10 protein-coding genes are annotated in these 13,691 nt (G+C 60.7%); 7 read left to right on the top strand and 3 right to left on the bottom strand.

Annotation, left to right across the window (positions count from 1 at the left end):
- Positions 1–144 precede the first annotated feature (144 nt).
- Both H4W29_RS05230 and H4W29_RS05225 read left to right on the top strand, forming a co-directional pair.
- The gene (locus tag H4W29_RS05230; protein WP_192727984.1) at positions 145–1,965 is read left to right on the top strand and encodes a methyl-accepting chemotaxis protein; all 1,821 of its coding nucleotides are present in this window, start codon (positions 145–147) and stop codon (positions 1,963–1,965) included.
- A 280-nt stretch (positions 1,966–2,245) separates the two neighbouring features.
- A complete protein-coding gene (locus H4W29_RS05225) occupies positions 2,246–4,066 on the top strand; it encodes a methyl-accepting chemotaxis protein (protein ID WP_192727983.1) in 1,821 nt (606 codons plus the stop codon).
- A 39-nt stretch (positions 4,067–4,105) separates the two neighbouring features.
- Here H4W29_RS05225 and H4W29_RS05220 read toward each other — a convergent pair whose 3' ends face one another.
- Together H4W29_RS05220 and H4W29_RS05215 are read right to left on the bottom strand one after the other, a co-directional pair.
- Positions 4,106–4,630, bottom strand: coding sequence for a 2-thiouracil desulfurase family protein (locus tag H4W29_RS05220; RefSeq protein ID WP_192727982.1), 525 nt, complete (start codon positions 4,628–4,630; stop codon positions 4,106–4,108).
- Positions 4,631–4,662: 32 nt separating this feature from the next.
- Complete coding sequence (locus H4W29_RS05215) at positions 4,663–5,577, bottom strand: LysR family transcriptional regulator (protein WP_192727981.1); 915 nt, start codon at positions 5,575–5,577, stop codon at positions 4,663–4,665.
- 97 nt (positions 5,578–5,674) lie between these two features.
- Here H4W29_RS05215 and H4W29_RS05210 point away from each other — a divergent pair, with 97 nt between their 5' ends.
- The gene (locus tag H4W29_RS05210; RefSeq protein WP_112542906.1) at positions 5,675–5,884 is read left to right on the top strand and encodes a tautomerase family protein; all 210 of its coding nucleotides are present in this window, start codon (positions 5,675–5,677) and stop codon (positions 5,882–5,884) included.
- A gap of 53 nt (positions 5,885–5,937) precedes the next feature.
- Here the strand turns inward: H4W29_RS05210 and glyS are convergent, their stop codons facing one another.
- On the bottom strand, positions 5,938–8,115 hold the full coding sequence (glyS, locus tag H4W29_RS05205; protein WP_192727980.1) for a glycine--tRNA ligase subunit beta: 2,178 nt from the start codon (positions 8,113–8,115) through the stop codon (positions 5,938–5,940).
- 238 nt (positions 8,116–8,353) lie between these two features.
- Between glyS and H4W29_RS05200 the strand changes: the two genes are divergently transcribed.
- From H4W29_RS05200 to H4W29_RS05185, 4 genes are all read left to right on the top strand, one after another.
- Positions 8,354–10,663, top strand: coding sequence for a Tex family protein (locus H4W29_RS05200; RefSeq protein WP_192727979.1), 2,310 nt, complete (start codon positions 8,354–8,356; stop codon positions 10,661–10,663).
- A gap of 133 nt (positions 10,664–10,796) precedes the next feature.
- The gene (locus tag H4W29_RS05195; protein WP_192727978.1) at positions 10,797–12,056 is read left to right on the top strand and encodes a cyclopropane fatty acid synthase; all 1,260 of its coding nucleotides are present in this window, start codon (positions 10,797–10,799) and stop codon (positions 12,054–12,056) included.
- A gap of 48 nt (positions 12,057–12,104) precedes the next feature.
- Positions 12,105–12,683, top strand: a complete 579-nt coding sequence (locus H4W29_RS05190; protein ID WP_192727977.1) for a histidine phosphatase family protein — start codon at positions 12,105–12,107, stop codon at positions 12,681–12,683.
- 116 nt (positions 12,684–12,799) lie between these two features.
- The gene (locus tag H4W29_RS05185; protein WP_192727976.1) at positions 12,800–13,609 is read left to right on the top strand and encodes a MipA/OmpV family protein; all 810 of its coding nucleotides are present in this window, start codon (positions 12,800–12,802) and stop codon (positions 13,607–13,609) included.
- The last annotated feature ends 82 nt before the right edge of the window (positions 13,610–13,691 follow it).

The raw sequence follows: 13,691 nt of genomic DNA, 5'->3' as shown, positions 1-13,691 counted from the left end.
GATAATTTAGTCATTCGCATTAATTTTACTTACGGAGGGCCGGAGGACGCATGATTGCGCTAGCTGAGCGCGCGATGTTTCGCGCGCAGGTCGGGAGTTGACCGATCCGGGATACTGCATTTCACCTTTTCCGTGAGGCCAATCATGAAGAAACTCAAGATTGCTCATCAGCTTTTTGCGCTGGTCGGTGTTTTGATGGCTGCATTTGCAGTCGCAACCTATTTTGAAATCCGCACATCCGAGCAGGCGATCTATGATGAGCGCTTCGATATGCTTCGCACGCAGGTCGAATCAGGCATCTCCGTCCTTAATACTTTCTACGAACGCGAGAAAGCCGGCCAGATGACGCATGAAGCGGCCCAGGCCGAAGCTTTCGACGTCCTGAAGCGCATCACCTTCCAGCCATCAGGTTATCTCTTCGGCTTCGATTACAATGTCGTCCTGCTCTTCCATCCGAGCCCGGTCAATGTCGGCAAGGACATGAGTGGACAGGTCGACAAGACAGGCGCGAAATTCAGCCAGGCGCTCGTCGACCACGGCAAGGCCGGCGGCGGCCGCACCTTCTACTATTGGGGCAAGCCCGGTCAGCCGGAAGACCAGCTCTTCCTCAAGGGCGGTTACTCCAAGGCCTTCGAACCGTGGAAGATCGTCGTCGGCACCGGCGTCTATCTCGACGACCTGCAGCAGAAGGTCAACGCGACGATCTGGAAGGCGCTGACCGCCTCGCTGATCGTCTTCGTCTGCGGCATCGGCGCCGCCGCCTACTTCATCCGCGGTATCACCAGTCCGCTGAAGGACGTGCACACCGCGCTGCAGGCGGTTGCCGAAGAAGATGTTTCCCTGAAGATCCCGCATACCGGCATGAACAACGAAGTCGGCATGATGGCGAAGGCGACGCAGTCGCTGCAGGAGAAGATCCGGGAACGTCACGCGATGTCGGATCGCGAGGCAGCCCAGCAGCTGGCGCTCGAAAGCGAGCGCGAAAGCAACCTGCGCCATCAGCAGGATGAAGCCTCGCTGCAGGCCCGTGTCGTCAGCACCATCGGTCAGGCGCTGGAGCAGATCGCCCACGGCGACCTGACGGTGCGCTGCGCCGACATCGGCCAGAAATACGCGGCTCTGCGTGACAACTTCAACGATGCGCTCTCGCATCTCGAGGCCGCCATGGCCCAGGTCAGCGCCAAGGGCGGTGATATCGGTGTCGCCAAGGAAGAGATCCGCCGTGCCTCCAACGAACTGTCGCAGCGCACCGAGCGCCAGGCCGCAAGCCTGGAGGAAACCTCGGCTGCTCTCGACGAGCTGACCGTCGCCGTCCGCCAGACGGCCGATGGCGCCCATGAAGCCAGCAAGCGGGTTCACTCGGTCTCGACCGAAGCAACCCACAGCGATGCGATCGTCACCCAGGCGATCGAAGCCATGAGCGGCATCGAAAAGTCCTCGTCGGAGATCACCAAGATCATCGGCGTCATCGATGAAATCGCCTTCCAGACGAACCTTCTGGCGCTCAACGCCGGTGTCGAGGCAGCCCGTGCCGGCGAAAGCGGCAAGGGCTTTGCCGTCGTCGCCCAGGAAGTGCGTGAACTGGCCCAGCGCTCGGCGGCTGCCGCCAAGGAGATCAAGGATCAGATCGCCCGTTCCTCCAGCCAGGTCGACCATGGTGTCCGCCTCGTCGGCGAGGCAGGCGAAGCGCTGAAGCGCATCTCCGACCAGATCAAGGCCGCCAACGAGATCGTTGCCAAGATCGCCCACAGCGCGTCCGAACAGGATACGACGCTGCGCTCGATCTCGTCCTCGATGAACCAGCTCGACGCCGCCACCCAGCAGAACGCCGCCATGGCCGAAGAGACCACAGCATCGGCCGAAACGCTGGCTGCCGACACCGATGAACTGCTCGGCCTTATCCGCGGCTTCCGTGTCGGCAACGCCGCAGCGCCTGCCATGCATCACGGTCGCCGCGCCGCTTAAGACGGGGCGGAGACATCAGGACTTTTCATCACCAAAATATTAGCGGCCGCCGGATGAAGATCCGGCGGTTTTGCTTTTGGCGCACCCCCGGATTTGTAGGGAAATTTTGTCCAAAATCTAATAAAATTAAAGCTTTATTATAGGATGAATGCCAATCGTAGCGAACCGGTCGCAGCATGTTCTTTTAGCAGCGGTAGACGCGCGCCTTCATCCGGCGCGTTCGCACAGGCGGTAGAAAACCGCACCGGAATGCAGCCACTCATTCCCGTTGCGAGGCATCATGAAAAATTTGAAAATATCGAAGCAGCTTATCTTGCTGGTCATCGGCCTGATGGTAGCGTTTGCAATCGCAACCACCCTCCAGGTCCGCTCCTCGGTCGATGCGATCTACAAGGAACGCTATGACATGCTGCGTTCGGAGGTCCAGTCCGCAGTCTCCGTTCTCAAGCTCTATCAGGCGAAGGTGACTTCAGGCGAAATGAAGCTGGAAGACGCCCAGAAGCAGGCCTACGCCACGCTCAACGCCATGAAATACGACCCGGATGGTTATTTCTTCGGCTATGGCTACGACATCCAAATGATGTTCCACTATGACGCCTCGAAAATCGGCCAGACCAACAAGGGGCTGCCGGACAGCAAGGGCAAACTCTATCGCGAAGAGCTGGTCAAGGTCGGGCAGCAGGGCGGTGGTCTCGTCGAATACTATTCCACAGCCAAACCGGGCCAGCCCGTTGGCGACTATCGCAAGACGGCCTATGCACTGGCCTTCGATCCCTGGAAGGTCGTTGTCGTCACCGGCGTCTACATGGACGATCTCGATGCCCAGGTGAACGACAAGATTCTGTCCGCGCTGTCTGGCACCATCGTCCTGTTCTTCTTCGCCCTTGTCGCCGCCTATCTGGTCATCCGCGGCATATCGAACCCTTTGAAGGACGTGCATAACGCTCTGCAGGCGGTTGCCGAAGAAGATGTTTCCCTGAAGATCCCGCATACCGGCATGAACAACGAAGTCGGCATGATGGCGAAGGCGACGCAGTCGCTGCAGGAGAAGATCCGGGAACGTCACGCGATGTCGGATCGCGAGGCAGCCCAGCAGCTGGCGCTCGAAAGCGAGCGCGAAAGCAACCTGCGCCATCAGCAGGATGAAGCCTCGCTGCAGGCCCGTGTCGTCAGCACCATCGGTCAGGCGCTGGAGCAGATCGCCCACGGCGACCTGACGGTGCGCTGCGCCGACATCGGCCAGAAATACGCGGCTCTGCGTGACAACTTCAACGATGCGCTCTCGCATCTCGAGGCCGCCATGGCCCAGGTCAGCGCCAAGGGCGGTGATATCGGTGTCGCCAAGGAAGAGATCCGCCGTGCCTCCAACGAACTGTCGCAGCGCACCGAGCGCCAGGCCGCAAGCCTGGAGGAAACCTCGGCTGCTCTCGACGAGCTGACCGTCGCCGTCCGCCAGACGGCCGATGGCGCCCATGAAGCCAGCAAGCGGGTTCACTCGGTCTCGACCGAAGCAACCCACAGCGATGCGATCGTCACCCAGGCGATCGAAGCCATGAGCGGCATCGAAAAGTCCTCGTCGGAGATCACCAAGATCATCGGCGTCATCGATGAAATCGCCTTCCAGACGAACCTTCTGGCGCTCAACGCCGGTGTCGAGGCAGCCCGTGCCGGCGAAAGCGGCAAGGGCTTTGCCGTCGTCGCCCAGGAAGTGCGTGAACTGGCCCAGCGCTCGGCGGCTGCCGCCAAGGAGATCAAGGATCAGATCGCCCGTTCCTCCAGCCAGGTCGACCATGGTGTCCGCCTCGTCGGCGAGGCAGGCGAAGCGCTGAAGCGCATCTCCGACCAGATCAAGGCCGCCAACGAGATCGTTGCCAAGATCGCCCACAGCGCGTCCGAACAGGATACGACGCTGCGCTCGATCTCGTCCTCGATGAACCAGCTCGACGCCGCCACCCAGCAGAACGCCGCCATGGCCGAAGAGACCACGGCATCGGCCGAAACGCTGGCTGCCGACACCGATGAACTGCTCGGCCTTATCCGCGGCTTCCGTGTCGGCAACGCCGCAGCGCCTGCCATGCATCACGGTCGCCGCGCCGCTTAAGACGGGGCGGAGACATCAGGACTTTTCATCACCAAAATATTAGCGGCCGCCGGATAAAGATCCGGCGGCCGCGCTGTTAGAACCGATGCGTTGGATGAGCCGATCGATCTCGCGGTCGGAAAAAACCTCAATACCGGCCCGTTTCAGCGCCGCCGCGGTAACGCCGTTGCCGGCTCGCCGGTTACCCGAGAAGGAACCGTCGTAGATGAAGCCGGAACCGCAGGACGGGCTGCCATCGATCAGCAGCGCGTAACGGCAGCCGCTATCGACCGCAAGCCGCACGGCATTTTCCGCCGCCCGCAGGAATTCCTCGGTCACATCGCCACCGGTCAACTCCACGACGCGGGCAGTTCCTGCCAGTACATCCTCGCCATCAGCCGCATCGCCGATTTCGGCCGGTGGCCGCGGCACTGGCATGCCGGCCGACATTTCCGGACAGATCGTCACGATCAGGCCTTCCTGCATCCAGCGTTCGATTGCCGTATGGGCGAGCGGCTTCGCGCGGCCGTCATATCGGACGGCGTGGCCCATGAGACAGGCACTGACGAGGATCTTGGACACCATTGGATGAGCTTTAAAGGAGATTCATGCAAACGTCACCGCCTGAGGTCAGGTGCAACCCCGGCAACGCAATTCCGAAACCAGCGCTGCGCCGGATGTACATCGTTGCGCCGATGCCAGGACATGACGAAGGGGATAGGCTCCAGCATGAGCGGCGGCTCCAACAGGGCAAGTTCGTCCGCATGGCCGGAGGCTGCCACAACACCGGCCATCAAGGTGGCAACCATGTCCGAACGGGCAATCAACAGCGGCGCGGCATACATATTGGGAAGCGTGAGCGCGAGCCCCCGTTGAAGCCCTTTCTTTGCCAACGCCGCGTCGACATGGCCGAAACGCTCGTTTTCCGGCGAGACGAGCAGGTGCGGGAGAGCCAGAAAGGCGTCGAGATCAAGCGTGCGTCGCACAGCCGGATGATCCTTCCTGACGATGCAGACGAAACGCTCCTCAAACAGAGGCTGGGTCAGAATGCGTCCCGTTTTCGTTGCCGGCACTCCGATCGTCACATCGACCTCTCCGGCATCCAGGAGGTCGATGGCGTCATCGCGGGCGCTGAAATTCCGGACCTGCAATGTCGCATCCGGAGCCGATTTCGTAAGATGCGCAACGAGTTGCGGCAGAAGCGCGAAGGTCGGATGGTCGGAGAGGCCAATCGTGAAGGTGGCAGACGAGGTCGCGGGATCGAACGCCTGGGTAAAATCGAGTGTGCGCTGGATATCGGTAAGAGCACGCGCCAATGGCTCGGCGAGATCGAGCGCTCTTGGTGTCGGCTGCAGGCCTTGCGGCCCCCGCACCAGAAGCTCATCCTTGAGAAGGCTGCGCAACCGCGCCAAGGCAGCGCTCATGGCGGGTTGCGTGCGGCCGATGCGAATGCCGGCCTTCGTCACGCTCCGTTCCTTCATGAGGGCGTCGAAGGCGACGAGCAGGTTGAGATCGATGCCGTATAAATCCATGGCATGGATGAATGCATATACTTCATATCAATTTCAAGCATGTCGCCGATGCCGCTAGGTTTGCCGGGTCACAACGCAAACCAGGCAGGAGCTCATCATGCCATTCGCAAATTACAAGTTTCCCGAGGGTACCCTGACGTCGGAGCAGAAGGAGGACATCATCCTCCGCACGACCGCTATGTTCGTCGACTTTTTCGGGGAGGGCGTCCGCCCCTACACCATGGTTCTTGTCGATGAGGTCGTGGATGGCGGCTATGGCCGCGCAGGCGAAACGCTCACCATCGCCAAGATGCAAAAGGGACGATGAAGGCAAAAAGCAAAATGGGGCCGTTCGGCCCCATTTTTTTGTTTGTCGGCCGTTTAGCCGGCGATCTTTGAAAAGTCCGCGACTGTCCCCGTCGCCGCACGGATCATCCGCAAGAGGGCGAGGCGATTTGCGCGGATCGCAGCATCCTCGTCATTGACCAGCACATCGGTGAAGAAGCGGTCAACGGGAGCACGCAGCTTCGACAGCGCTTCCATGGCCGAGCGGAAGTCTTCATGCGCAACCGCTCCGGCAGCTTCCGACGAAGCCTTGGTGATGGCGGTAAACAGTTCCTTCTCGGCGTCAAGCTTCAGTAATGCCTCGGAAACGCCGTCGGCGATAACCGTGCCCTTCTTTTCCTCAGCCGCCAGAAGCTGCGTGGCACGCTTGGTCCCGGCAAGCAGGTTGATGCCGTCTTCCGAGGTAATAAAGGCCGTCAGCGCCTCCACGCGGCGGGCGACCATCAAGAGGTCGTCGGATTCAGGTGTCAGCACGGCGTCGATGAGGTCGTGGCGGGCACCCTGTTCGCGCAGATAGACCTTCAGGCGGTCGTGGAAGAAGGAGAGTAGATCAAACTGCCGCGTCAGGTCGTCGGTATCAACATTGGCACCGATATCCATGTCGATGCGCTGCATATGCGAGACAATGCGTGGCAAAAGCGTCACGCGCGCGCGCTTTTCAAGCAGGATGCGGATGATGCCGAGCGCCGCACGGCGAAGCGCAAACGGGTCCTTCGAGCCGGTCGGCTTCTCGTCGATTGCCCAGAAACCGATGAGCGTATCGAGCTTGTCTGCGAGCGCTACTGTTATCGCCACCTTGTCGTCAGGCACGCGGTCGGACGGGCCCTGCGGCTTGTAATGGTCTTCGATGGCGGTGGAAACGGAGACGTCTTCGCCCTGCAGTGCTGCATATTTGCGGCCCATGACGCCCTGCAGTTCCGGGAATTCGCCGACGGCTTCGGTACGCAGGTCCGCCTTGCAGAGAACCGCGGCGCGGTCCACCACCTTGTAATCGGCGCCGACAGGCATGGCGATCTTGGCGGCCATCGCCCGGATGCGTTCGACGCGATCGCCCTGCGTGCCGAGCTTGGCATGGAAGGTCACGTTCAGCGCATCGAGCTTGGCCATGCGCTGGTCGAGTGGCTTGGCAAGGTCGAGGCCGAATTTCTTGGCGGAAGCTTCCAGCGTTTCGAGGTCCGGCAGGTTGCCCTGGTCGCGCTTCCAGAAATGCAGCGCGTCGGAAAGGCGCGCACGCACGACCTTGCCGTTGCCATGGACGATTTCCTTGCCGCCATCCGTCGCCTGGATGTTGGAGACGAGGATGAACTTGTTCGAAAGCGTCTCATCACCCTGTTTGCGTGTGACGAAGCACTTCTGGTTCGTCTTGATGGTCAGGCGAATGATTTCCGAGGGGATCGAGAGGTAGTCCTCCTCGAAGGAGCCCATCAGCACCTGCGGCCATTCGACGAGACCGGAAACTTCTTCCAGCAGGCCCTCGTCCTCGACCAGTTCCAGCCCGCTTGCAAACGCAATGTCGCGGGCATCATGCAGGATGACATCCTTGCGTCGCTCTGCATCGAGAATGACCTTCGCCTTTTCGAGGCTCGAGACATAATCGTCGAAGCGCTTGACGGTGATGGCGTCTGGCGCGTGGAAACGATGGCCGTAGGTCACGTTGGAAGCGACGATGCCGTCGATCTCGAAGGGGATGACCACGGTTTCTTCATGCTCGCTGCCGAAGGTGCAGACGATCGATTGCAGCGGGCGCACCCAACGCAGCGAACCGGGCTGCGAGGAAGCCTTGCCCCAGCGCATCGACTTCGGCCATGGGAAATCCTTGATGATGCCGGGCATGACTTCGCCAATGATCTCTTCGGCGCCGCGGCCGGGCTTGGAGATGACGGCGACATAGAAATCGCCCTTCTTCGGATCGCTTACGACTTGCGCCTCGGCAACAGAGGAAAGGCCGGCGCCGCGCAGGAAGCCTTCGATCGCCTTTTCGTTGGCATCGGTGCGCGGCCCCTTGCGCTCCTCACGGATATCGGCGGAACGGGCCGTCAGGCCGTGAATGTCGAGCGTCAGGCGGCGCGGCGTCCAGTATTCACGCGCACCCTCATAGGTCAGTCCTGCTTCCACCAGGGCGTCGGTAAGGAGCTTCTTGAGGTCGCCGGCGGCCTTGCGCTGCATGCGGGCGGGGATCTCTTCGGAGCGAAGTTCGAGAAGCAGGTTCGGCATGGTACTCTTTTCCTGGCGCCTGCAGGGCAGGGGCAATCAAAAATGGTCGCCTCTGCTACCAAAGAATGCCGCATCTGCACAACCGCAAAAACAGGAGGCGAAAGGCTCAATTGCGCCTCAGATATATGACTTAAACCGACAGGAGCGTTCCCTTCCGTTGTGGAAAGCGGCGGTAGGCATTGCCTTGCCGCTTTTCGTCGCTATGGTCCGCCAACCCTAATAAACTGCAGGAAATCTCATGGCCGCTGACCTTCGTTCGCTCGCAGCAAGCATCTCCGCCGAAATCAACGCCCGGCCCGATCAGGCCAAGGCGGCGATCGAGCTGCTGGACGAGGGCGCAACAGTGCCGTTCATCGCCCGCTACCGCAAGGAAGTGACGGGTGGGCTGGATGATACGCAGCTCCGCACGCTGGCCGAGCGCCTCGTCTACTTGCGCGAGTTGGAAGCTCGCCGCGATACGATCGTCGAATCCATCACCGGCCAGGGCAAGATGAGTGACGAGCTGATGGCGAAACTTTTGGGCGCCGCCACCAAGGCCGAGCTGGAAGACCTTTACCTGCCCTACAAGCCGAAGCGCCGCACCCGCGCCGAGATTGCCCGCGAGCGTGGCCTTGGCCCGCTTGCCGAAGCGATCCTCGCCGATCGTGGCAAGGATCCGGCCGCGCTGGCAGAGACCTACATCACTGCCGACGTGCCCGACGTGAAGACGGCCCTCGAAGGTGCCCGCGACATCGTTGCCGAAGGTTTTGCCGAAAATGCCGATCTGCTCGGCAAGCTGCGCGCCCATATGCGCAGTGCCGCCCTTCTCAAGGCGAAGGTCGTGGAAGGCAAGGAAGCGACCGGCGAAAAGTTCTCCGACTATTTCGACCATTCCGAACGCTGGGCGACCGCGCCCGGCCACCGCGCGCTTGCCATGCTGCGCGGCTGGAACGAGGAAGTGCTGACACTTGCGATCGAGGCCGATGCCGAGATCACTTCGCCGAACAAGCCGGTCGAGCGGATGATCGCCGCTGCCTACGAGATCGGTGCTGCCCGTCCCGGCGACCGCTGGCTGATGGACGTCGTAAGCTGGACCTGGCGCGTGAAGCTCTCCATGTCGCTCTCGCTCGACCTGATGCGCGAACTGCGCGAACGGGCCGAGGAGGAGGCGATCCACGTCTTTGCCCGCAATCTCAAGGATCTGCTTTTGGCAGCGCCTGCCGGCTCGCGCGCCACGATGGGCCTCGATCCGGGCATCCGCACCGGCGTCAAGGTTGCGATCATCGATGGTACCGGCAAGCTGCTCGACACCACTACTGTCTATCCCTTCCCGCCGAAGAATGATGTGCGTGGCACGCAGGCCGAGCTCGCCTCCCTTATCCGCAAGCACAATGTCGAGTTGATCGCGATCGGCAACGGCACGGGCAGCCGTGAGACAGAAAAGCTTGTGGCCGATATGCTCGCCGCACTTCCTGCGCCTAAGCCCACCAAGGTTATCGTCTCTGAAGCCGGCGCCTCCGTCTATTCGGCCTCGGAAACCGCCGCTGCCGAATTCCCGCAACTCGACGTATCGCTGCGCGGTGCCGTCTCCATCGCGCGCCGCCTGCAGGATCCGCTTGCTGAACTCGTCAAGATTGAGCCGAAGTCGATCGGCGTCGGCCAGTATCAGCACGATGTCGATCAGACGAAGCTCTCCCGCTCGCTCGATGCCGTCGTCGAAGATGCCGTGAATGCCGTCGGCGTCGATCTCAACACGGCGTCAGCGCCGCTGCTGTCGCGCGTGTCCGGTCTTGGCCGCTCGATTGCCGATGCAATCGTGCTGCACAGAGACCAGAATGGCGCCTTCGAAAGCCGCAAGGATCTCCTGAAAGTTGCCCGCCTCGGCCAGCGCACCTTCGAACAGGCTGCCGGCTTCCTGCGTATCCCCGATGGTAAGGAGCCGCTCGATGCCTCCTCCGTACATCCGGAAGCTTACGGCATAGCAAAGAAGATCGTTGCCGCCTGCGGCCGTGATCTGCGCTCGCTGATGGGCGACAGCGTCACCCTCAAGGCGCTCGATCCGCGCAAGTTCATCGACGAGAAATTCGGCCTGCCGACGGTCAAGGACATCATCGCAGAGCTGGATAAGCCCGGCCGCGACCCGCGCCCGAGCTTCAAGACGGCGACCTTCGCGGAAGGCATCGATGAAATCAGCGACCTGAAGCCGGGCATGGTGCTGGAAGGTACCGTCACCAACGTGGCGGCCTTCGGCGCCTTCGTTGATATCGGCGTGCACCAGGACGGGCTGGTCCATGTTTCACAGCTCGCCGACCGCTTCATCAAGGATCCTCACGAAATCGTGAAGGCGGGCGATGTGGTCAAGGTGCGGGTGGTCGAGGTCGACGTGAAGCGCAAGCGCATCGGTCTCTCGATGCGCAAGGATGACGGTGCTCCAGCGGGTTCGCCACGCGGTGAGTCGCGTGGAAATGCAGGTTCGCGCCCGCAGCAGGAGCGCCGCCCGGCGCCGGCTAAGCCGCAGAGCCAGGGCGCCTTTGGGGCTGCACTTGCCGAAGCGATGAAGCGAAAATAAGGGCTTAGGCCCCGAATTGGCAAAAATGTCACACTTTGGCAATTGAATCTGCGGAGTGCTAAATCCGACGCTTGTAAGGCAGAAGAAGGCTATTAAGTTGATGTGACCATCCTGTCACATTTGCGAGGCGTCCATGGCGTCGGCATTCTTATCGATTGTCCAAAAAATTGTCCGCAAGGGCTCTTTGGCCCTTACTCTTGCCAATGGCGAGACCCACACGATTGGCGACGGCACTGGTGATCTGGTTGCCGTTCGTCTTGCCGATCAGGAAGCCGAGGATGCGATCCGTCGCGATCCGACGCTGAAGCTCGGCGAAATGTATATGGAAGGCCGGTTCATTCTCGAACAGGGCGACATTTACGACTTCCTCGCTTTGGTGAAGCAGAACACTACTAATGAAATCTTCGATTTCAAGATGGCCGCCCTGCTGATCGGCCGCATTGCCATGCAGCAGCTGAAGAGCCGCATGCCGATCAACCACAACAAGCGGAACGTCGCCCATCATTACGACCTTTCCGAAAAGCTCTTCGAACTCTTCCTCGACGAGGACTGGCAGTATTCCTGCGCCTACTTCGATCCGCCAGGCATTGGCCTGGAAGAGGCGCAGGTTGCCAAGAAACGCCACATCGCTGCAAAGCTCATGCCGCAACCGAACCAGCGCGTGCTGGAGATCGGCTCCGGCTGGGGCGGCATGGCCATGTATCTGGCCGAATCGACGCCCGGCCTTGATGTCACTGGCATCACGCTCAGCGAAGAGCAGCTGAAGATTTCCCGCGAACGTGCGCAGAAGCGCGGTCTTGCCGATCGCGTCCGCTTCGAGCTGCAGGACTATCGTCACCTGACCGGTAGGAAGTTCGACCGCATCGTCTCGGTCGGTATGTTCGAGCATGTCGGCATCGGCAATTACGGCAACTTCTTCAAGAAGGTGCACGAACTGCTGGATGACAATGGCGTCATGCTGCTGCATTCGATCGCCCGTCCGAAGCCGAGCTTTGCGACCAACGCCTTCATCGAGAAATATATTTTCCCGCAGGGCTACATTCCCTCGATCGCAGAGACGCTGGTGCCGCTCGAAAAAGCCGGGCTGCTGACCCGCGATGTCGAGGTGCTGCCGCTGCATTACGCCTATACGCTGCGCCACTGGCGCGAGCGCTTCGTTGCCCGCAAGGCCGAAGCCGTGGCGCTTTACGACGAGAAGTTCTTCCGCATGTGGGAGTTCTATTTGGCCGGTTCCGAAATGGGCTTCCGCTGGGATGAACTCTTCATCGAGCAGATCCAGATCACCAAGAACCAGTTCGCGACGCCTGATAACCGTAATTACATTGCGCAGAACGAGACGAAGCTTAGAGAATTCGAGGCGACGCGGCCGCCCCTGGAAAAGTTTACCTTCTGATGTCGAAAGCGCGGCCGGGCCGCGCTTTTTCTTCTTGGAGAGACGGATATGAGCGCATTTCCGGAAATCACCCTCGTGCGCCATGGCGAGACGGCATGGTCATTGTCCGGCCAGCATACCGGTCGCAGTGACATCCCGTTGACCGAAAACGGCGAGGCTGCTGCCCGCGCGCTCGTTCCGCGGCTTGCCGGTCTTTCTGTGTCCGCCGTCTGGTCGAGCCCCTCGCAGAGGGCGCGCAATACCTGTGCGCTTGCTGGTTTCGGGGAAGGCGCCGTGATCAAGCCGGATCTCGCCGAATGGGATTATGGTGCCTATGAAGGCATCACCACCAAGGAAATCCTGTCCAAACATCCCGGTTGGCAGCTTTTCCGCGATGGCTGCCCGGATGGTGAAGCGGCGGCGGACGTCGGTGCGCGTGCGGATCGCATCATCGCCGAATTGCGCAAGGCAAATGCGCCGATCCTGATCTTTTCGAGCTCGCATTTCCTGCGCGTGCTCGGCGCCCGCTGGCTCGGCCTGCCGCCGGAAGACGGCTCCCGTTTCATTCTGGATACGACCAGCATCAGCGTTCTCGGCTATGAACACGATCTGACGGAACCGGTCATCCGCCGCTGGAACCAGAAGTAATTTCCAATCCCTCGATCTCAGCCTCTTGGTTAAGAATGAGGTAACACCCTCACTATAAATGTACCGATCGCCGCCGTCCGCGGTCGTTCTTGTATTGCGTTTTCTGGAGTGCGGATGTGTTTAATCGATCTGTCGTATCGATCTCTTTAGCTATTGCTCTTTCCTCTTTCGGCACCGCCTCCGCTCAGGAAGGCGGCCATTGGTGGTCCGGTGACTGGTATCTGAAGGTCGGCGTATCAGGCTTTTCCGCACCGAAGTTCGAAGGCGCCTCCAGCAACGAATTCAAGTTCAGCCCGCTGATTTCGGTTGGTCGCCAGGGCGCCGGTCCGCGGTTCTCTTCGCGCAACGACAATCCCTCCTTCGCACTTGTCGATAATGGCGGCTTCCGCGCCGGTATCGTCGGCCGCTATGTGCCGCAGCGTGACCAAGATGACGACAGCGATCTGCGCGGCCTGAAGAAGGTCAAATGGGGCGCGGAAATCGGTGGTTTTGCCGAGGTTTATCCGACCGATTGGCTGCGTGCCCGCGCCGAAGTGCGTCAGGGTATCCGTTCTCATGACGGCCTCGTGGCCGACGTGGCGCTTGACGCCTTCACCGATATCGCGCCCGATCTGCAGCTCTCCGGCGGCCCGCGCGCCACCTTTGCGACCAGCGGATACTTCCATTCCTATTACGGCGTCAACGAAGCGCAGTCAGCCGCAAGCGGGTTGAAACCCTATGATCCCTCGGGTGGCATCCAGTCTTACGGCGCCGGTACTGCGCTCACCTGGAACGCAACGGAGAACCTGTCGACGAGCGCCTTTGCGGAATATAAGCGCCTTGCCGGTCCGGCCGCCGACAGCAGCCTCGTGCGCGAGAAAGGTTCGAAGAACCAGTTCCTGATCGGCTTGTCTGCGAGCTACAAGTTCAATTTCACGCTGAACTGATCGGCTATTCGAATCGTCTAAATCAGCCTGCCGTCGATGCGATGAACTTTCCTTCGTCGCGCAGGGCAGGTCTCTTGCGGGA

The sequence above is a fragment of the Rhizobium viscosum genome (assembly GCF_014873945.1).
GTDB classification, from domain to species: Bacteria; Pseudomonadota; Alphaproteobacteria; order Rhizobiales; family Rhizobiaceae; genus Rhizobium; species Rhizobium viscosum.
Note: the sequence above shows the minus strand (reverse complement) of the source record. Positions and strands in the feature narration are given on the sequence as shown.

What these genes read in the sequence shown, in the direction of transcription:
- H4W29_RS05230 (WP_192727984.1), top strand. Translation starts at nt 145, where the DNA reads ATGAAGAAACTCAAGATTGCTCATCAGCTTTTTGCGCTGGTCGGTGTT.
- H4W29_RS05225 (WP_192727983.1), top strand. Translation starts at nt 2,246, where the DNA reads ATGAAAAATTTGAAAATATCGAAGCAGCTTATCTTGCTGGTCATCGGC.
- H4W29_RS05220 (WP_192727982.1), bottom strand. Translation starts at nt 4,630, where the DNA reads ATGGTGTCCAAGATCCTCGTCAGTGCCTGTCTCATGGGCCACGCCGTC.
- H4W29_RS05215 (WP_192727981.1), bottom strand. Translation starts at nt 5,577, where the DNA reads ATGGATTTATACGGCATCGATCTCAACCTGCTCGTCGCCTTCGACGCC.
- H4W29_RS05210 (WP_112542906.1), top strand. Translation starts at nt 5,675, where the DNA reads ATGCCATTCGCAAATTACAAGTTTCCCGAGGGTACCCTGACGTCGGAG.
- glyS (WP_192727980.1), bottom strand. Translation starts at nt 8,115, where the DNA reads ATGCCGAACCTGCTTCTCGAACTTCGCTCCGAAGAGATCCCCGCCCGC.
- H4W29_RS05200 (WP_192727979.1), top strand. Translation starts at nt 8,354, where the DNA reads ATGGCCGCTGACCTTCGTTCGCTCGCAGCAAGCATCTCCGCCGAAATC.
- H4W29_RS05195 (WP_192727978.1), top strand. Translation starts at nt 10,797, where the DNA reads ATGGCGTCGGCATTCTTATCGATTGTCCAAAAAATTGTCCGCAAGGGC.
- H4W29_RS05190 (WP_192727977.1), top strand. Translation starts at nt 12,105, where the DNA reads ATGAGCGCATTTCCGGAAATCACCCTCGTGCGCCATGGCGAGACGGCA.